The sequence below is a fragment of the Aeromonas sp. Y289-2 genome, from assembly GCF_027705925.1.
Lineage (GTDB): Bacteria > Pseudomonadota > Gammaproteobacteria > Enterobacterales > Aeromonadaceae > Aeromonas > Aeromonas veronii.
The window spans coordinates 22638-40233 of the sequence record NZ_JAPDCH010000003.1 but is presented as its reverse complement, the minus strand read 5'-3'; the positions used below and the strand labels follow the sequence as shown (position 1 = coordinate 40233).

Below are 17596 nucleotides of genomic sequence, written 5' to 3'. Positions count from 1 at the left end.
AATTAGTTAAGGTCAGTTATGGAGGCGCGATTTTACTGGATAACCCGGCTGACGGCCATTCTTTAGTCGCCAGCGCCAGTGAAATAGCGCCTGTTCAGTCAGGGGAGGATGCGGACAGGGACCACGACGCCGAGCATCTGCGGGCCGTAGCGCCCCTGATCCAGGCGGTTGGAAAAGTAACGAACCAGTAAAAAGCCCAGCACGCCCCCCAGCAGGCAGCAGAGAATGGTAATTCCCTCCCCGCCCGAGAGCAGCGGTGCCAGCCAGAGCTGCCCCAGCAAGGCGCCGGCCAACAGACAGAAAAGCGGCAGCACATAGACCAGCGCAGCCCCGCGCAGCAGACTCTCTTGCGGGATACCGAGCCTCAGTTGCTGGCCAACCCGCACCTCGGCGGTCAGCCTGACTCGCAAGCGGGGAGCTTTCAGGGGAAACGCCTTGGCCACGGTGCCGGTACCGCAGTTGGATTGCTGCTGACAACCACTGCAGGCGGAGCGACGCTCGCACTCCACCCAGGCATGGTCACCCTCAATGGCCACCACAGTCGCCAGCTCTTCACTCATCTCATTCACGGCAACACCTCGGGTTCACACAATCAGGGGATCTGACCACGACTCGCCACGCTCGGCAAGCGGGGAACAACCCCGCATCCCCCGTTACTGCACCGCTTCGTTGCGGGCCAGCGGCTGGACCGACTCGGCGATGCGCTTGGCGGTTTCGGCAGGCACCTCGCCGACCACGGTGATCTCGACCCCCACCTCGTTGACATAGCTCACCAGGGAGGTCGCCCCCTGGCGGATCAGCTGCTGGCGCACCGCCTGCTTGGGATCGACCCGGGAGACGTAGACCGAGAGATCCACCAGCCCGTCGGAGAGCATCATGTAATCCACCGGCATACTGGTGGTCACCAGCTGGTGCCGGTCTTGCGACAGCACCTTGAAGCCATCGGGCAGCCAGGTGATTTGCCAGTTCAACTGCTGTTGCGGCGCCGGATAGGCATCCTCCAGCGCCAGCGCCGGAGGCTGCTTGCTGTTGGCCAGCTTCACCAGCCAGGGGGCCGGTTTGCTCTGCAGATCCAGTTCGACACCAAGTACCTGCTCCACCAGATTGCCTTCCCGCTCGACCATGTCGATCCGCAGCAGCAAGTGGCTCTGCTCGTCAATCCAGAGCACGAAACCATATTTGTCGGCCTCTTTAGGCACCAGCCTCACCACCTGCGCCACCACACCGGCGACCCGGCTGCGACCGGCCAGCACAGGATCATAGCTCTCCAGCACCTGCGCCAGCGGCATCTTCACCAGGGTCGACCAGATGCCGGGGAAGCGGGCATCCTTCAGGGTGTAGGGATCGTGGCTGTTTTCAAAGAAGGTATATTCATTCTGGCGCTGGAGATACTCGATCGCCTTGCCGTCAAGGTAACTGAGGTGGGCAACTTCCTTGCCGTTGATGACGGCATGGCTGATCCGGATCGGTTCAAGACGCCCCTGACGGGCCTTGACCATGGACAACTCGAAATTCTGTTGCTGCACGGCACTCTGCATCTGCTGCAACAAGGCCTCGGCCGACTTATCGTCGGCCGAGGCCTTGGCACTGATCAGCAGGAGAGAGGCCAGCAAAATACGGCTGGACTGGCGCACGTTTGTATCCCTGACAATTCGTTATTGTTGGATCTGTCTGTCTTGCAACAGGCGCTGCTGCAACTGGTGGTCACGCAGGAAGGCATTGATCCGCTCCCGCTGCTCCTGCATCTGCTGTTCGGTCAGCCCCTGCTGACGGGCACGGGCGCCATCCTGTTGCGGATAGTGAACACTCACAGGCGCCGCACTGCCACCGATTGGAATGGTATTGAGCACCGGATTGGCCGGAACGCCATCCTGTCCCTGATACTGCTGCACCCCGAAGATAACGGCAGCGGCCACGGATGCCGCAATGGCATATTGACCCAGTTGCTGACCGACACGGCGGAACAACGGAACCACATTGGCATCGGTCTTGACCGGCGCAACGGCAGGTTGCAGCACGGGAGCCATCTCGACCGGCTTGGGTGCCAGTATGGTGGGCTCATCCTCCAGCGCAGCCATGATGCTGTCACTGAGATCCAGTTGCAGATTGACCGGCAGGTCACCCCGCATGGCATCGCCGATCAGGTGGTAACGACCCCAGGTATCTTGCAAGTCGGAGTCCATCTCCAGCTCGTTCAGTACCTCTGCGTCACTCAGGTCACCATCCATCAGGGCAGAGATTTGCTCTTTATTTGCCATAAGTTAACCCGTCTTTCCCCAGTTAATTCTCGATCAGAGGTTGCAGCTTTTTATCGATTGCTTCCCTCGCCCGGAAGATACGGGATCTGACCGTACCCACAGGGCAATCCATGATTTCGGCAATCTCTTCGTAGCTCAGCCCTTCCAGTTCGCGAAGGGTGATAGCTGTCCTCAGGTCTTCCGGCAATGCCTCTATGGCTGAAAACACGGTGCGTTTGATCTCGTCAGTCAGCGCCAGGTTTTCGGGGGTTGAGACCTCTTGCAAGGCTTCACCACCACCATAAGACTCCGCTTCGTCAGCCTCCACATCACTGCTGGGCGGCCTGCGCCCCTGGGAGGTGAGATAATTCTTCGCCGTGTTCACGGCAATTCGGTACAACCAGGTGTAAAAAGCACTTTCGCCACGGAATGTCGGCAATGCACGGTAGGCTTTTATAAAGGCCTCTTGCGCCACATCAGGCACATCACCGGGATTGTTGACATACCTGGCAACCAGGTTGACCACCTTATGCTGGTATTTTTTTACCAACAGGTTGAAAGCTGCTTTATCGCCGCGCTGGACCCGTTCAACCAGCTGTTCGTCCAGTAGATTCTGGTCGCTCATCAGAGCCGTAAAACCCCCATCAGGTTATCGTTTTTCTTTTCCGGCCCTTCCTAAGCGCACAAGTTCAGACAGGGTGAATCAGAGAAAGTTCGCTTCAATTGAAAAAAATGTGATGCAGGCTGCATCCTCGCCCTCGCTTGGGCTACCATGGTGCCAGTTCTTAATCCAGGCCAATGATACTTATGAAAGCAAGTGTTGAATACCTTTGCGATGTACTGATCATTGGCAGCGGTGCCGCTGGTTTGTCCCTCGCGTTGCGATTGGCAGACCACGCCAAAGTCCTGGTTCTGAGCAAGGGGCCCATCAGTGAAGGGGCCACTTTCTATGCGCAAGGAGGCATCGCTGCCGTTTTCGACGAAACCGACAGCATCGAATCCCACGTGAGCGACACGCTCAACGCGGGCGCCGGGTTGTGTGACCCGGCAGTGGTCGAGTTCACCGCTCGCCACGCCCGCGAATCCATCCAGTGGCTCATTCAGCAGGGGGTCCCCTTCGATCAGGAGGAGAACGCCGACGGCGAATCCCAGTACCACCTCACCCGCGAAGGTGGCCACAGCCATCGCCGCATCTTCCACGCGGCGGATGCCACCGGCAAGGCGGTGCAGCTCACCCTGATCGATCAGGTCCGTGCTCACCCCAATATCCAGCTGATGGAGCGCTTCAACGCGGTCGACCTCATCACCACCCGCAAGCTCAACCTGCCGGGCAACAAGGTGCTGGGGGCCTACGTCTGGAACCGCAACGCCGAGCAGGTCGAGGTGATCCGTGCCCGTTTCGTGGCGCTGGCCACCGGTGGAGCCTCTAAGGTCTACCAGTACACCTCCAACCCGGATGTGAGCTCTGGCGATGGCATCGCGATGGCATGGCGGGCCGGCTGCCGTGTGGCGAACCTGGAGTTCAACCAGTTCCACCCCACCAGCCTGTTCCACCCGGACGACCCCAACTTCCTGCTGACCGAAGCCCTGCGTGGCGAGGGGGCCTATCTGCGCCGCCCGGACGGCAGCCGCTTTATGCCGGAGTTTGACGAGCGGGCCGAGCTGGCACCGCGCGATATCGTCGCCCGCGCCATCGACCACGAGATGAAGCGGCTCGGGGCGGACTGCATGTATCTGGACATCAGCCACAAACCGGCCGATTTCATCATCAAGCACTTCCCGACCATTTATGAGCGCTGCCTCGCGGTTGGCATCGACATCACCAAGGAGCCGATGCCCATCGTGCCGGCCGCCCACTACACCTGTGGCGGCGTCATGATCGACAACAACGGCCAGACCGATATCCCCGGCCTCTACGCCATAGGTGAAGTGACCTACACCGGTCTGCACGGCGCCAACCGCATGGCCTCCAACTCCCTGCTGGAATGCGTGGTCTATGCCCATCAGGCGGGGGCCGATATTCTGGCCAAGCTGCCGATGAGCGTGGAGCCGCCACGCCTGCCGGTGTGGGACGAGAGCAAGGTGGAAGATTCCGACGAACTGGTGGTGATCCAGCACAACTGGCACGAGCTGCGGTTGATGATGTGGGACTACGTGGGGATAGTGCGTACCAACAAGCGCCTGGCCCGCGCCAAGCGCCGCATCGACCTGCTCAAGCAGGAGGTGCAGGAGTACTACGCCAACTTCCGCGTCTCCAACAACCTGCTGGAGCTGCGCAACCTGCTGCAGGTGGCCGAGCTTATCGTCAACTGCGCCCTGCAGCGCAAGGAGTCGCGCGGCTTGCACTACAACCTGGATCATCCGGATATGCTGCCGGACTCCAAACCGACCGTGCTGACCCCGGAGCGGGATTAATCCCCCTTCCCGCAAAACGTTACAGCAATCAGTGGCCCCGCCCCGGCGGGGTCACTTGTTTTCAACCGCTTTTCAGCCACAAAAAGAGTATCGCCAGCCACATGGCAACAGCTTATCGCGATAAATCAGCGCATGGTCATCACGGGAAAACTGCGTTAGTGCCTGGACGGCAGAAAGTGGATGGCTCGCGCCAGCAGGCGGTAATGTTCGGGGGGAAGGGCATCGGAGAAGAGCCACAGTTGCCGTGGCGACACGGCTCCACTCTCTTGCGGATCGGGACAAAGCGCCAGCCTGAGCACACCGGGCAGAATGCGGCTTTTCTTGTCAAGCTGATAGCGACGACCTTGCCACTGTAGCCACTGGCCATCCCAGACGAGCTCGAACGGGGGCGCGGCGAGCGCACGCCAGCTCAGCCAGAGCGCCGCCAGCCAGACGGGCAGCAACAGTGCCCACTGCAAACCGGCAATCAGGCCAGCCACCGGCCAAAGCAGCAACAGAAAGAGGGCCACCAGCAAACATTGCTGATGGCGGGAGGGGTGAACCATCATGATCACCCGCTCCACGGTATTACCCCTGGCGGTCGTGGCGCGCCTGATTGCGCTCCAGGATCATCGGGATCATGGCGGCAAATGCGGGATCGGCAGGGACACCATGACCCATGCACCATTTGAACAGATCCGGATCGTCGCTCGTCAGCAGGCGGATAAAGGTCTGCTGATCGGCTTCGCTCAGGGAGTCGAACTCGTGTTCGAAAAAGGGCATAAAGATCACATCCAGCTCGAGCATACCGCGACGGCAGGCCCACTTCAGGCGGGATTTTTCAACTGGGCTCAACATGGCACTCTCCTTACAAAGACCGGGGGATGGTACCAGCTGGATTTTCCGGCTGACAAACATTAGTTACGTCTTTACCATGCAGCTCACATACTTTCTCTCTGGAATACCATCGTGAGCCTGCAACCACCTGTTTTTCCTGCCGAGCCGACCCGCTTCCCCCTGACCAAGCTGGCCATCACCCGTATCAGCGGCCAGGATCGCGCCAAATATCTGCAAGGTCAGGTCACCTGTGATGTCAACGCCCTGCAACCGGGGCAACAGACCCCGGGTGGCCACTGTGATCCCAAGGGCAAGCTGTGGAGCAATTTCCGCCTGCTCTGCCTCGACGACAGCCTGCTGCTGCTGACCAGCCCTTCAGTGCTGGAACGTCAGTTGCCGGAGCTGAAGAAATTTGCCGTCTTCTCCAAGGTGGAGATTGCCGCCGACGAACGCCACGCCACCGGTCTGGCTGGCAAGGGCACAGATGCGTGGGTCGCCGCGCAGTTTGGTCTGGAGCAGAGCGGTTTGGTCGCTGGCGGCATGGCGGTGAAGATCGAACAGGATCGCTGGCTGCTGGTGAGCAGTGAGCAAGCCGACGCGCTGCCGGCTGGTGACGAGTCACTCTGGTGGGGGCTCGAGATCAAGGCGGGCCTGCCACACATGGAGGCGGTGCATCAGGGGGAGTTCATCCCGCAGATGCTCAACCTGCAGGCGCTGGACGGTATCAGCTTCAACAAGGGTTGCTACATGGGGCAGGAGACGGTGGCCCGCGCCAAGTATCGCGGCGCCAACAATCGCGCCCTGTTCTTGCTGGCGGGCACCACCGGCGAGCCGGTCGCCAGCGGCGATACCCTTGAGCTGCAACTGGGTGACAACTGGCGCCGTTGCGGCATGGTGCTCAACGCCTGGCAACAGGCCGGGCAGGTGTGGCTCACCGCCGTGCTACCAAAAGATACCGAGGCTGACGCCCAATTCCGCCTCAAGCAGGACGAAGGCTCCCGCCTCACCCTGCAACCCCTGCCTTACGCCCTGACCGAGTAAGGTCGGCTATCGAGGCACCCGCGCCAGCAGTGCCTCCTTCAGCCAGCGCCCCGCCTGCCCCAGCGGGCGGGCGCGATGCCACTGCAACTCCAGCGCCAGCGCGTGGCTGGCGATAAAGTCTGGCTCCAGCACCACCACTTCGCCGCGAGCCAACGGCTGATGCAGCAGAAATTCCGGGATGGCGGACCAGCCAAGGCCCCGCTTGACCAGCTCCAGCACCCCGAGATCCCCCTCGACCCACCACACCTGAGCCGAAATGCGAAAACGCTGACGCTCGCTCCCTTCCCGTCGGCCGGTCACCATCAGCTGACGAGCCCCCTGCAGATCGACCTCCCGCAGCGGCTGCTTGCGAGCCAGCGGATGATCCGGTGACACCACCAGCGGCATGGTCACCTCCCCCAGCGAACGGGCGACAATCTCCCGCTGGGGATGCACCTTCTGATAACTGATGCCGAGCTGGGCCCGACCGGTCACCAGCATCTCGGTCACATCCTCCATCAGCGGGAAGAGCAGCTCCAGCTCCACGGTCGGGTAACGAGTGGCGAACTCCTCCAGCAGGGTGCCGAGCCAGGGGAGGTGGGAGTCATCATCGATGGCCAGAGTGAGGCGCGTCTCCACCCCGGCCGCCAGCTCCCCGGCAATGGATTGCAACCGTTCACTCTGCGCCAGCAGGATCCCCGCCTCCTGCACCATGCGGGCCCCCGCCTCCGTCAGCTGCGGATAGCGGCCGCTGCGGTCAAACAGGGTGAGCGCCAGATCGATCTCCAGATTGGCGATGGTGCTGCTCACCACCGACTGCGCCTTGCCCAGCTTGCGGGCGGCAGCGGAAAACGAGCCGGTTTCGGCGGCCGCCAACAAGATCCTCAGTTGTTCCAGTGATGGCGTCATCTTATGGCCCTCCGGCAAGCCCTCTCATCCATCTATTTTAGCGATGGATACCAACATGAATCTATCGCTAAAGATCTATAGATTAACCAGCAATCCGTGAATAAATCTGATTGAGAGAGTGACTTATGCGTACCCGTAACGATCGCCTGCGCCATGCCATTGGCTTTGAATTCATTGGCCTGCTGATTGCCGCCCCGCTGGCCAGCTGGGTTACCGGGGTCGGACTCAACCATATGGGCCCGCTGGCACTGTTCTTCTCGGTGCTGGCCACCGTCTGGAACTACATCTACAACATCGGGGTCGACAAGCTGCTGCTGCGCTATCAGGGCCATACCCACAAGACCCTGTGGCAACGGGTGCTGCATACCTTCGGCTTTGAGGGCGGTCTGCTGATCGTCGCGCTGCCGGTCATGTCCTGGTGGCTGAGCGTCAGCCTGCTGGAGGCGCTGGTGCTGGATCTGGGCTTCGTCGTCTTCTATCTGATCTATGCCTTCGTCTACAACTGGGGCTATGACAAGGTGTTCCCCATCCCCCGCGAAGTGCCGCACGGCATGCCACAAGAGGCGCGCTAAGGCACGAATCAGTTGGATTGAAACCGAGAAGTGAAGGTCAACAAGGGAAGGCAGCAGAAGAAACGACACGGCCCCACCATGGCAGACATGATGGGGCCGCAACAGGGATCAGCGCTGGCAGGCCGGCTGATTCAGAGGTAAGGATTCAGGCCTGCCCGTCGCTCAAGCCTGGGCCTTGAGCTCTTCGCCGCTCTCGTCGGCAGCGGCAGCCTCTTCAGGCTGGGCCTGAGCGGCCTGCAGCGCTTCCAGCTCGCTCTGATAATCGCTCAGGATCTGCTGGGCAACCGCCATATCTCCCTTGTGTTTGCGCTCGAACAGATGGTGCTGCACCACGCCGTTGAGATACTCCACTGTAATGGGCTGCTCCAGGGTGGCCATCAGCTCCTCTTTCTCCAGCTCGGCATTGATTTCATCGGCGGTCGTGCGCAGCAGCCCGGCCAATTGAACCAACATGCGGCGCTCACCTTCGCGCAGCAGGCTCAACATGCGGTTTCTCTGCTGCTCATTCTGTTGGGTCATACATTTCCTTACGTCAATTGGGAACAAGCCAGCTCATTCTGCCCTGTCCCCATGACAGCGTCTATCTCATGCCCCCCACAAATTTTTGGCGCTGGCTCACAAATGGCTACAGATGCTATTTGAAGCGCCTCTGGGGTATAGTAGCCGCTGATTTTCGGGCGCTTTTTTCACCTTCATCCGCAGACAGGGATGAGACGGCAAGGGCGCCTGCCCGGTTTACCCCAACGAGGTGAAGATCCGCTTTATGACCGACGCCATTGTGGTGCTCTGCACCTGCCCAGATCAAACCAGTGCCGACCTTCTCTGCGAACAGCTGCTGAACCAGCGGCTGGCCGCCTGCATCAATCAACTGCCGGGCATTACCTCCGTCTATCGTTGGCAAGGCAAGGTGGAGCACGCCACCGAGATCCAGCTCATCATCAAATCCCGCCAATCGCGCTTTGCCGAGCTGCAGGCATGTATTCAAGCACATCACCCCTATGAGGTGCCCGAGCTGCTGGCCCTGCCGGTAAGTGCCGGACTACCTGCCTATCTCGACTGGCTCAATGGGGAGACCTCATGACGTTCACCCGCTTGCTCTCTCCCCTGCTGCTGCTCTGTGCCCTGTTGACGACAGCGGTGGGCAGCGCCCCTGCCCACGCCAGCGGCGCCGATCTGCTCAGCTCGCTGGGCATTGAGGCCAATGCCAAACCCAAATTTTTGCAGGTCGATGAGGCCTTTCAGATCGAGAGCGAACAGCGTGGCGATCAGCTGCTGCTGACCCTCCACATCGCCGACAACTACTACCTCTATCGCCACAGCTTGCGCTTCAAGGGGAACAACCTCACCTTCAGCGAGCCGACCCTGCCGGAAGGCACCGAGCACGAGGATGACTTCTTCGGCAAGACCCGGGTCTACTACCAGCAGGTGAGCATCGCGGTGCCGCTAAAGGAGGTGGGGGAAAATGCGACCCTGCGGGTGCGCTATCAGGGCTGTACCGACGGCCTCTGCTACCCGCCGACCGACAAGCTGATCGATGTGGCCCCGCTGGTCACGGCAACCACAGCATCTACTGCTGAAACGGCACAAAGCGTCGCACCGGTTAGCCAGCAGGATCAGCTGGCCGCCGCCCTCGGCCATCAGGGGTTCTGGCTCAGCATCGTCGCCTTCTTCGCGCTGGGGCTGGGGCTCGCCTTCACCCCCTGCGTCTTCCCCATGTACCCAATCCTGACCGGCATCATCGCCGGTGCTGGCCATCGCCTCTCCACCGGCCGCGCCTTCCTGCTCTCCCTGGTCTATGTGCAGGGGATGGCGGTCACCTACACCCTGCTGGGGCTGGTAGTTGCCTCGGCAGGGCTGAAATTCCAGGCGGCGTTGCAACACCCCTATGTGCTGATCGGCCTCTCGGTGATGTTCGTGCTGCTGGCCCTCTCCATGTTCGGACTCTACACCCTGCAACTGCCGAGCAGTTTGCAAACCCAACTCTCCGGCCTCTCCAACCGCCAGCAGGGCGGATCGGTAGTCGGGGTCGCCATCATGGGGATGATCTCCGGGCTGGTCTGCTCCCCCTGCACCACGGCGCCGCTCTCGGGGGCGCTGATCTACGTGGCCCAGAGCGGCGATCTCTGGCTCGGCGGCGCGGCGCTCTATGCACTGTCACTGGGGATGGGGCTGCCGCTGCTGCTGCTCGGCACCTCGGGTGGCAAGCTACTGCCCAAAGCGGGCGCCTGGATGGATGTGATCAAGCAGCTGTTTGGCTTCGCCCTGCTGGCAGTGCCCATCCTGCTGCTGTCACGGCTCTGGAGCGATCAAGTTACTACCCTCGCCTGGCTTGGCTGGGGGCTACTGCTGTGCGGCTATCTCTATCACCACAACCAGCATCAGCCCCACTCGGTGGCCAAAAGCGTGCGCGGCTTCGTGCTGTTGCTGGCGATGATCAGCGCCGTGGTAGTGGGCAAGGATCTGCTGCAACCGGCCCCCCCTGCTGCCATCACGGCGGATGCCAGTCAAACGGCACCGCAGTTTATCCGCATCAAGACGCTGGATGATCTCAAGGTGCAGCTGGCCGCCGCTCGCGGCAAGCCGGTGCTGCTCGACCTCTACGCCGACTGGTGCGTCGCCTGCAAAGAATTCGAGCACAAGACATTCAGTGACCCAACCGTGCGCGAGCGCTTCGGCCAGATGGTGCTGCTGCAGGCGGATGTTACCGCCAACGACGATGCCGATATCGAGCTGCTCAACGGCCTCAATGTGCTGGGGCTGCCGACCCTCATCTTCTTCGACCGCGAGGGCAAGGAGCTGACAGGGCAGCGGGTCACCGGTTTTATGGGGCCTATCCCCTTTGCCAAACATCTCGAGATGGTAAGTGATGCACACTGAGTTGCGTCGGCTGCAGACAAGCGATGCACCTGCCTTGCAGCGGCTGTTCGAGCAGGCCCCCTCCTATCAGGCGGCGGTGAGCGATGACCCTCTCTCTGCACAGACAGGAGAAGAGGAACTTGTCGCCTGCCCACCCGGCCTGCCTCTCTCCGACAAACATCTCATCGGCCGCTGGGAGCAGGGAGAACTCACCGCTGTCATTGATCTGCTGCGCGGCTACCCCAATCCAGACACCGCCTATCTGGGTCTGTTACTGGTGGGGGAACCCTGGCAAGGGAGTGGCCGTGGTCAGTCGCTCTATCTTCACGCCTGCACGCTGGCAAGCTCATGGGGGGCTACCCGGCTTCGCCTCTCAGTGATTGCCAGCAATGAGAGTGCTCTATCCTTCTGGCTGCGCAGAGGCTTCACCGAGTGCTATCGCCGCGAGCTGGCTGGTTATCGGGCCGAGGCCATCGTGCTGGAACGTTCACTGGAACCGTGAGCCGAGGTTTGCCGCCGCGCATTCGCGTGGCACAATCGCCCCTCTCGTTTTGCACTTGTCCGGAGTTTTGATGAAAAAGTGGTTCATCCCCCTGCTAGCCCTCTGGCTTTATGGCTGCAGTGCAGGGCCCGGTGAAGAGGATATCCGCCAGCAGGTCACCGCCAAGCTACTGGCCGAGACAGACGCCAACCTGTTCGATATCAGCGACTTCACCATCCTCGGCAAGGAGGCGCGGATGGAGGGGGTCTATCTGGTCAAGGTGAGTTACCAGCTCCACTTCAAGCAGGGGCTCGATCAGTTGCAGGTGTTGCACGACGAGGACCTGGTCTACGACCGGGTTGGCCCCTTCCAGCAGGAGATGGGGCTGATGGAGCTCGAGCGCAAATATGGCGAGTTCGAGGCGGGCCAGGTGCTGCCACAAGAGGCCGAGGTGTGGATGATGAAGGACGAACAGGGATGGCGGCTGGCGGAACCGGCCCAATAAAGGGCTGCCCGCCCCTTACGCACTACAACGACTGGACTGCCGTTGCCAACCAGCTCAAATCTGGGTATCGACCCGATACCCTTTTCGCTCGGCAGGTTCGCTCGGCAGCTTGCTGGCCAACCCTGATAGCACCTCCTTGAGGGTGACCCCGCTCTCTGCCGCTCCACTGCTCTCCAGCAGCTTGGTCAGCTGGCTCTGCAAGGGGTTGACCGCTTCACGCTCGGCTCCTTGCTCGCTCTCTTTTTCCTGTTCGCCCTGCTGATCCAGCGTCTCCAGCAGGCGCTCCAGATCCCGCTTGAGCGGATTTTCGCTGCTGTCGGCGATGGCGAGTTTGCGCTGTTCCTGCTCTTGCCGCTGTTGTTGCTGCAAGGCCAGCTGTTGCTCCTGCTGCTGTTGCAGGGAGCCCATCATGGTGTTGATGAACGCCTCCAGCGAATCCCTGATTGAAACAGTGCCACCGCCGCTGCTCTCCCCTTGCGGTGACAGCCCCAGCTCATCCAGCACAGCGCCAAGGTCGCGCACCAGACTGTCACTGCCTGTTGATGGTGAAGTTGCAGCCCTCTCTTGTGCCTGCACAGCGGGAGAACCCTGCCGTTGCGCCAGCGGGCTGAGCCCGCCTGACGCGACCACATTTATCTCCATCTTGGCCCTCCTCTCCCCGTCCTCAGCTCTTTCTCGGCAAGTATTCCGGCAAGCAGACACACCCTCGTCCCCTTGGCAGATAACCGCTCTCACACCTAAAAGATAGCGCCAACCGGACGAGATTGGCGCGAATGCATCTTTTGGTCTATCAGGCGGAACGATTGTGCTAACCCGCTATAAACAAGAGGTTGGCAAGGGGACTGGCGTTCAGCCATCACTGCGCAGGCTGACAATGGGGGTCAGAAGATATCCTTCATCCGGTGCCACAGCATACCCAGTGCCAACAGCGGGGAGCGCAGCGCCGGGCCGCCGGGGAAGGTGATATGGGGCACACTGGCAAAGAGATCGAAACCCCGGCTCTCACCGCGGATCGCCTCGGCCACCAGCTTGCCTGCCATGTGGGTAGCATTGAGGCCGTGACCCGAATAGGCCTGGGCGTAGAGCACGTTGGGGTGTTCCTTGAGGCGGCCAATCTGCGGCAGCCGGTTGGCGCCAATCCCGATCATCCCGCCCCACTGGAACTCGATGGCAGTGCCAGCCAGCTCGGGGAAGACTCGCTGCATCTTGGGCAGCATAAAGGCCTTGATATCGCGGGGATCCCTTCCCGAGTAGTTGCAAGCACCACCAAACAGCAGACGGCCATCGGCAGAGAGGCGGTAGTAGTCGAGCGCTACGTTCTGATCGCACACCGCCATGTTTTGCGGCAACAAGCGCTGGCGCAAGCGGCGATCGAGCACTTCGGTGGCAAGGATGTAGGAGCCAGCGGGCAGCACCTTGCCCCCCAGATCGGGATTGAGGTCATTGAGATAGGCGTTGCAGCCGATCACCAGATAATCGGCGGTGACCCGGCCGTGGGCAGTGGTCACCTCGACCTGCTTGCCGTAGTCGATATGGGTCACTCTGGAGTGTTCAAACAGGGAGACCCCGAGGCTGGCTGCGGCGCGCGCCTCGCCCAGCGCCAGATTGAGGGGATGGAGATGGCCGGAGCCCATGTCGATAAGGCCGCCGATATAGCGATCCGACCCCACCACGCTATGGATATCTTCCCGCGGCACCAGTTTGAGTTCGTGCTCATAGCCAAGGCTCGCCAGATGGTCGAGATCCTCCTCGAAACCTGCCAGATGGCGCTGACGGGTGGCCAGATCGCAGTAACCCCAGGTGAGGTCGCAGTCGATATTGAAACGCTCAACCCGCTCGCGCACCAGCTGCACCGCCTCCAGCCCCATCAGGTCGAGTTCGCGCACCCCTTCCTCACCAATCCAGCGGGCGAACTGGCTGGTATCGTGACCGATACCGCGAATAAGCTGGCCGCCGTTGCGCCCGGAGGCGCCCCAGCCGATACGGTTGGCCTCCAGCAAGGCGACCTTGTAACCGGCATCAGCCAGATTGATGGCGGTATTGAGACCGGTAAAGCCGCCGCCGATGATGCAGACGTCAGCCTTGTGCTCCCCCTCCAGCTCGGGCCACTGTTGCGAGTCGTTGCGGGTGGCCGCGTAGTAGGAGGCGACGTGCTCCTGATATCCGTTGTGCTTTCCTGCCTGCATACTCAGCATCCTGCCTTGGTTGCAAATTGTTTAATAAAATAAGCAAAGTTGTTTCGATAATACCCAGTTCCCCCTCCACTCACCAACCGGTGCGGATCACAGAAATGCAAAAGGCGCCCCGAAGGGCGCCTTTTCATGCAATCAAGGTGCGGTAACGAATTACAGTACGTCGATGGCGTTCAGGTCGGAGAATGCTTTCTCCAGACGAGCGATCATGGAAGTCTGACCTTCACGCAGCCATACGCGCGGATCGTAGTACTTCTTGTTCGGCTTGTCGGCGCCTTCCGGGTTGCCCAGCTGGCCTTGCAGGTAAGCTTCGTTCTTCTTGTAGAAGTTCAGCAGACCTTCCCAGGTTGCCCACTGGGTGTCGGTGTCGATGTTCATCTTCACTACGCCGTAGGAGATGGACTCGCGGATCTCTTCCAGAGTGGAACCTGAACCACCGTGGAATACGAAGTCCAGAGACTTGGCTGGAACGCCAAACTTCTCGGAAACGTACTTCTGGGAAGCGTCCAGGATTGACGGGGTCAGCTTGACGTTACCCGGCTTGTATACACCGTGTACGTTACCGAAGGAGGCAGCGATGGTGAAACGCGGGCTGATCTTGGACAGACGCTCGTAAGCGTAAGCAACATCTTCCGGCTGGGTGTACAGAGCGGACTGATCCATGTGGCTGTTGTCGACGCCGTCTTCTTCGCCACCGGTGCAACCCAGTTCCAGCTCCAGAGTCATGTTCATCTTGGCCATGCGGGTCAGGTACTCGCAGCAGATGTCGATGTTCTCTTCCAGAGACTCTTCGGACAGATCCAGCATGTGGGAGGAGAACAGCGGCTTGCCGGTTTCAGCAAAGTGCTTCTCGCCCGCTTCCAGCAGACCGTCGATCCACGGCAGCAGCTTCTTGGCAGCGTGGTCGGTGTGCAGGATTACCGGCACGCCGTAAGCTTCGGCAACAGCGTGAACGTGCTTGGCACCAGAGATGGCACCCAGGATGGCAGCTTTCTGACCTTCCAGCTTCAGACCCTTACCGGCGGTGAACATGGCACCACCGTTGGAGAACTGAACGATAACCGGCGCTTTAACCTTGGCGGCAGCTTCCAGTACGGCGTTCACGGAGTCGGTACCAACGCAGTTTACGGCCGGCAGAGCAAAGCCGTTCTCTTTAGCGATGGCGAACACTTTCTGAACGTCATCACCAGTGATCACGCCGGGTTTTACGAAGTCGAAAATTTTCTTAGACATGTTTAATCGTCCTGTCTCGTATGCCGTTAATAAAAAATGGGGGGTTCATCATGAACCGGCACAGCGGGCACATGATAAACGAAACGGGAGGCTTTTGCCCCCCGTTCCGGGTCAATTAGGCTTTCGCGCGCTGTTCCAGAATCGCAACAGCCGGCAGTACCTTGCCTTCTACGAACTCCAGGAAGGCGCCGCCACCAGTGGAGATGTAGGAGACTTTGTCAGCGATGCCGAACTTGTCGATGGCAGCCAGGGTGTCACCACCGCCAGCGATGGAGAAGGCCGGAGAAGCAGCGATGGCTTCAGCGATAACCTTGGTGCCTTCAGCGAACTGGTCGAACTCGAACACACCAACCGGGCCGTTCCACAGGATGGTCTTGGCGTTCATGATGATGTCAGCCAGGGCCTTGGCAGAATCCGGGCCGATGTCGAAGATCATGTCGCCGTCGGTCACATCGTTAACAGACTTGATGGTGGCCGGAGTGGACTCGGAGAACTCGGCACCTACAACCACGTCGGTGGTCACAGGAATGTTGGTCTCGGCAGCCAGTTTCTTGGCGGTGTCAATCAGGTCGTGCTCGCACAGGGACTTGCCGACGTTGTGACCGGCAGCAGCGATGAAGGTGTTGGCGATGCCACCACCGACAACCAGCTGGTCAGCGATTTTGGAGAGGGATTCCAGAACGGTCAGCTTGGTGGAGACCTTGGAGCCGCCAACGATGGCAACCATCGGGCGCTCGGGCTTCAGCATGGCTTTGCCCAGCGCTTCCAGTTCACCCGCCAGCAGCGGACCGGCACAAGCTACCGGAGCGAACTGGGCAACACCGTAGGTGGAACCTTCGGCGCGGTGAGCAGTACCGAACGCATCCATTACAAAGACGTCACACAGGGCGGCGTATTTTTTGGCCAGCTCTTCGGTGTTCTTCTTCTCGCCTTTGTTGAAGCGGCAGTTTTCCAGCACAACCAGCTCACCGGCAGCGACTTCTACGCCATCCAGGTAATCCTTGGCCAGGCGAACCGGGCAGGACAGAGCGTCTTTCAGATAGTTGACAACCGGAGCCAGGGAGAATTCTTCGTTGTATTCACCCTCGGTCGGACGACCCAGGTGGGAGGTGATCATCAGCTTGGCGCCCTTTTCCAGAGCCAGCTTGATGGTCGGCAGAGTCGCAACGATACGTGCATCGGAGGTGACCTTGCCGTCTTTTACCGGTACGTTCAGGTCAGCACGGATCAGAACGCGTTTACCCGCCAGATCCAGGTCAGTCATCTTGATAACAGACATATTCAGTCCTCTATATTTTCCAGGTAATGTTAAAAACAGTAACCTTTCGCCCGGGGCAGGCTCAGCCTGCGGCCATCATGGCCCGGGTGGTATCCAGCATCCGGTTTGCGAAGCCCCATTCGTTATCGCACCACATCAACATCTTGACGAGGTTGGCATCGCTCACCCGGGTCTGGGTACCATCAATGATGCAGGAGTGTGCATCATGATTGAAGTCTACGGAGACCAGCGGTTCTTCCGTGTAATCCAGAATACCGTGTAATGTACCTCTGGATGCCCGTTGCAGGGCTTGATTTACGTCAGTAACTGTCACTTTTTTACGAACAGTAATACTGAGATCCATCGCTGTTACATTGATGGTCGGCACCCGCACCGCGATCGCCTCGAACTTGCCGGCGAAGTGGGGCAGGATACGCTCCAGCCCCTTTGCCAGCTTGGTGTCCACCGGAATGATGGACTGACTGGCAGCGCGGGTTCGGCGCAAGTCACTGTGGTAGGCATCGATGACTTGCTGATCATGCATGGCCGAATGAATTGTCGTAATAGTACCACAATTTATCTCGAATTCTCGATGCAATGTTTCAATCACCGGCACCACGCAGTTGGTGGTACAGGAGGCGTTGGAGACAATCCGCTCCGCTCCGGTGAGGGTATGATGGTTGACCCCGTAGACCACGGTGGCATCCACATCCGCATCCGCCGGGTGGGAGAAGAGCACCTTGCCCGCCCCCGCCGCCAGATGCAGCTCGGCATCGGCCCGCGAGCCGAACACCCCGGTGCAATCGAGCACCACATCCACCCCCAGCGCCCGCCACGGCAGCTTTGACGGATCCCGCTCGGCAAACAGGGAGATGAGATCCTCCCCCACCAGCATGCTGTTGCCCGCCAGTTGCACCGGATGGTGGAAGCGACCGTGACTGGTATCGTAACGGGTCAGGTGCACCATGGCCTCGGGGGCCGCCAGCTCGTTGATGGCGACGATCTTGATGGTCTTGTCGCGCCCGCTTTCATAGAGGGCTCGCAACACGTTGCGACCGATCCGCCCGTAACCATTGATGGCAATCTTGATCATCGAGAATCC

The 17596-nt window shown here is 60.1% G+C and carries 20 protein-coding genes; 7 read left to right on the top strand and 13 right to left on the bottom strand.

The features are described from left to right. Positions 1–98 precede the first annotated feature (98 nt). From OKC43_RS06615 to rpoE, 4 genes are all read right to left on the bottom strand, one after another. Positions 99–560, bottom strand: a complete 462-nt coding sequence (locus tag OKC43_RS06615; protein ID WP_236272811.1) for a SoxR reducing system RseC family protein — start codon at positions 558–560, stop codon at positions 99–101. A gap of 93 nt (positions 561–653) precedes the next feature. Further along, a complete protein-coding gene (locus tag OKC43_RS06610; RefSeq protein WP_005335407.1) occupies positions 654–1634 on the bottom strand; it encodes a MucB/RseB C-terminal domain-containing protein in 981 nt (326 codons plus the stop codon). Positions 1635–1655: 21 nt separating this feature from the next. Then, positions 1656–2258 carry an RseA family anti-sigma factor gene (locus OKC43_RS06605; protein ID WP_184237587.1) on the bottom strand — a complete coding sequence of 201 codons (603 nt, stop codon included), beginning with the start codon at positions 2256–2258 and terminating at the stop codon, positions 1656–1658. Between the two features lie 22 nt (positions 2259–2280). Continuing rightward, positions 2281–2862, bottom strand: a complete 582-nt coding sequence (gene rpoE / locus OKC43_RS06600; protein WP_005335411.1) for an RNA polymerase sigma factor RpoE — start codon at positions 2860–2862, stop codon at positions 2281–2283. Between the two features lie 182 nt (positions 2863–3044). Here rpoE and nadB point away from each other — a divergent pair, with 182 nt between their 5' ends. After that, positions 3045–4652 (top strand): L-aspartate oxidase, encoded by a 1608-nt coding sequence (gene nadB, locus OKC43_RS06595; RefSeq protein WP_005335413.1) that lies wholly within the window; start codon positions 3045–3047, stop codon positions 4650–4652. 155 nt (positions 4653–4807) lie between these two features. Here nadB and OKC43_RS06590 read toward each other — a convergent pair whose 3' ends face one another. Together OKC43_RS06590 and OKC43_RS06585 are read right to left on the bottom strand one after the other, a co-directional pair. Continuing rightward, on the bottom strand, positions 4808–5200 hold the full coding sequence (locus OKC43_RS06590) for a protein YgfX (RefSeq protein WP_236272795.1): 393 nt from the start codon (positions 5198–5200) through the stop codon (positions 4808–4810). Positions 5201–5219: 19 nt separating this feature from the next. Next, the gene (locus tag OKC43_RS06585) at positions 5220–5489 is read right to left on the bottom strand and encodes an FAD assembly factor SdhE (RefSeq protein WP_113739619.1); all 270 of its coding nucleotides are present in this window, start codon (positions 5487–5489) and stop codon (positions 5220–5222) included. A 111-nt stretch (positions 5490–5600) separates the two neighbouring features. Between OKC43_RS06585 and ygfZ the strand changes: the two genes are divergently transcribed. After that, entirely contained in the window at positions 5601–6509 is a 909-nt protein-coding gene (ygfZ, locus tag OKC43_RS06580) for a tRNA-modifying protein YgfZ (RefSeq protein ID WP_236272794.1), read from the top strand. 6 nt (positions 6510–6515) lie between these two features. On the opposite strand, the gene OKC43_RS06575 is transcribed toward ygfZ, so the two are convergent. Further along, on the bottom strand, positions 6516–7397 hold the full coding sequence (locus OKC43_RS06575; protein WP_236272793.1) for a LysR family transcriptional regulator: 882 nt from the start codon (positions 7395–7397) through the stop codon (positions 6516–6518). A gap of 125 nt (positions 7398–7522) precedes the next feature. Here OKC43_RS06575 and OKC43_RS06570 point away from each other — a divergent pair, with 125 nt between their 5' ends. Further along, on the top strand, positions 7523–7969 hold the full coding sequence (locus OKC43_RS06570; RefSeq protein WP_160881322.1) for a PACE efflux transporter: 447 nt from the start codon (positions 7523–7525) through the stop codon (positions 7967–7969). Positions 7970–8131: 162 nt separating this feature from the next. On the opposite strand, the gene OKC43_RS06565 is transcribed toward OKC43_RS06570, so the two are convergent. Further along, the gene (locus tag OKC43_RS06565) at positions 8132–8488 is read right to left on the bottom strand and encodes a hypothetical protein (protein ID WP_005362699.1); all 357 of its coding nucleotides are present in this window, start codon (positions 8486–8488) and stop codon (positions 8132–8134) included. 244 nt (positions 8489–8732) lie between these two features. Here OKC43_RS06565 and cutA point away from each other — a divergent pair, with 244 nt between their 5' ends. The 4 genes from cutA (at position 8733) to OKC43_RS06545 (ending at position 11811) form a co-directional block, all read left to right on the top strand. Then, entirely contained in the window at positions 8733–9050 is a 318-nt protein-coding gene (cutA, locus tag OKC43_RS06560; protein WP_236272792.1) for a divalent-cation tolerance protein CutA, read from the top strand. After that, positions 9047–10846 (top strand): protein-disulfide reductase DsbD, encoded by a 1800-nt coding sequence (locus tag OKC43_RS06555; protein WP_236272791.1) that lies wholly within the window; start codon positions 9047–9049, stop codon positions 10844–10846. Before cutA ends, OKC43_RS06555 begins: the two co-directional genes overlap by 4 nt. Continuing rightward, positions 10836–11327 carry a GNAT family N-acetyltransferase gene (locus OKC43_RS06550; RefSeq protein WP_236272790.1) on the top strand — a complete coding sequence of 164 codons (492 nt, stop codon included), beginning with the start codon at positions 10836–10838 and terminating at the stop codon, positions 11325–11327. The genes OKC43_RS06555 and OKC43_RS06550 overlap by 11 nt, the downstream gene beginning before the upstream one ends. A gap of 70 nt (positions 11328–11397) precedes the next feature. Next, the gene (locus OKC43_RS06545) at positions 11398–11811 is read left to right on the top strand and encodes a hypothetical protein (protein WP_236272789.1); all 414 of its coding nucleotides are present in this window, start codon (positions 11398–11400) and stop codon (positions 11809–11811) included. Positions 11812–11865: 54 nt separating this feature from the next. Here the strand turns inward: OKC43_RS06545 and OKC43_RS06540 are convergent, their stop codons facing one another. The 5 genes from OKC43_RS06540 to epd all read right to left on the bottom strand — a co-directional run bounded on the left by OKC43_RS06540 (position 11866) and on the right by epd (position 17587). Then, positions 11866–12453 carry a hypothetical protein gene (locus OKC43_RS06540; protein WP_236272788.1) on the bottom strand — a complete coding sequence of 196 codons (588 nt, stop codon included), beginning with the start codon at positions 12451–12453 and terminating at the stop codon, positions 11866–11868. Between the two features lie 239 nt (positions 12454–12692). Further along, entirely contained in the window at positions 12693–13997 is a 1305-nt protein-coding gene (locus OKC43_RS06535) for an NAD(P)/FAD-dependent oxidoreductase (RefSeq protein ID WP_236272787.1), read from the bottom strand. Positions 13998–14156: 159 nt separating this feature from the next. Then, entirely contained in the window at positions 14157–15236 is a 1080-nt protein-coding gene (gene fbaA / locus OKC43_RS06530; RefSeq protein WP_236272786.1) for a class II fructose-bisphosphate aldolase, read from the bottom strand. Positions 15237–15351: 115 nt separating this feature from the next. Beyond that, positions 15352–16515 carry a phosphoglycerate kinase gene (locus OKC43_RS06525; RefSeq protein WP_005340965.1) on the bottom strand — a complete coding sequence of 388 codons (1164 nt, stop codon included), beginning with the start codon at positions 16513–16515 and terminating at the stop codon, positions 15352–15354. Positions 16516–16576: 61 nt separating this feature from the next. Beyond that, on the bottom strand, positions 16577–17587 hold the full coding sequence (epd, locus tag OKC43_RS06520; protein WP_005335438.1) for an erythrose-4-phosphate dehydrogenase: 1011 nt from the start codon (positions 17585–17587) through the stop codon (positions 16577–16579). Between the last annotated feature and the right edge of the window lie 9 nt (positions 17588–17596).

Coding starts and splice junctions, on each gene's coding strand:
- OKC43_RS06615 (WP_236272811.1), bottom strand. CDS start 560: ATGAGTGAAGAGCTGGCGACTGTGGTGGCCATTGAGGGTGACCATGCC.
- OKC43_RS06605 (WP_184237587.1), bottom strand. CDS start 2,258: ATGGCAAATAAAGAGCAAATCTCTGCCCTGATGGATGGTGACCTGAGT.
- rpoE (WP_005335411.1), bottom strand. CDS start 2,862: ATGAGCGACCAGAATCTACTGGACGAACAGCTGGTTGAACGGGTCCAG.
- nadB (WP_005335413.1), top strand. CDS start 3,045: ATGAAAGCAAGTGTTGAATACCTTTGCGATGTACTGATCATTGGCAGC.
- OKC43_RS06590 (WP_236272795.1), bottom strand. CDS start 5,200: ATGATGGTTCACCCCTCCCGCCATCAGCAATGTTTGCTGGTGGCCCTC.
- OKC43_RS06585 (WP_113739619.1), bottom strand. CDS start 5,489: ATGTTGAGCCCAGTTGAAAAATCCCGCCTGAAGTGGGCCTGCCGTCGC.
- OKC43_RS06575 (WP_236272793.1), bottom strand. CDS start 7,397: ATGACGCCATCACTGGAACAACTGAGGATCTTGTTGGCGGCCGCCGAA.
- OKC43_RS06570 (WP_160881322.1), top strand. CDS start 7,523: ATGCGTACCCGTAACGATCGCCTGCGCCATGCCATTGGCTTTGAATTC.
- OKC43_RS06565 (WP_005362699.1), bottom strand. CDS start 8,488: ATGACCCAACAGAATGAGCAGCAGAGAAACCGCATGTTGAGCCTGCTG.
- cutA (WP_236272792.1), top strand. CDS start 8,733: ATGACCGACGCCATTGTGGTGCTCTGCACCTGCCCAGATCAAACCAGT.
- OKC43_RS06555 (WP_236272791.1), top strand. CDS start 9,047: ATGACGTTCACCCGCTTGCTCTCTCCCCTGCTGCTGCTCTGTGCCCTG.
- OKC43_RS06550 (WP_236272790.1), top strand. CDS start 10,836: ATGCACACTGAGTTGCGTCGGCTGCAGACAAGCGATGCACCTGCCTTG.
- OKC43_RS06545 (WP_236272789.1), top strand. CDS start 11,398: ATGAAAAAGTGGTTCATCCCCCTGCTAGCCCTCTGGCTTTATGGCTGC.
- OKC43_RS06540 (WP_236272788.1), bottom strand. CDS start 12,453: ATGGAGATAAATGTGGTCGCGTCAGGCGGGCTCAGCCCGCTGGCGCAA.
- OKC43_RS06535 (WP_236272787.1), bottom strand. CDS start 13,997: ATGCAGGCAGGAAAGCACAACGGATATCAGGAGCACGTCGCCTCCTAC.
- fbaA (WP_236272786.1), bottom strand. CDS start 15,236: ATGTCTAAGAAAATTTTCGACTTCGTAAAACCCGGCGTGATCACTGGT.
- OKC43_RS06525 (WP_005340965.1), bottom strand. CDS start 16,515: ATGTCTGTTATCAAGATGACTGACCTGGATCTGGCGGGTAAACGCGTT.
- epd (WP_005335438.1), bottom strand. CDS start 17,587: ATGATCAAGATTGCCATCAATGGTTACGGGCGGATCGGTCGCAACGTG.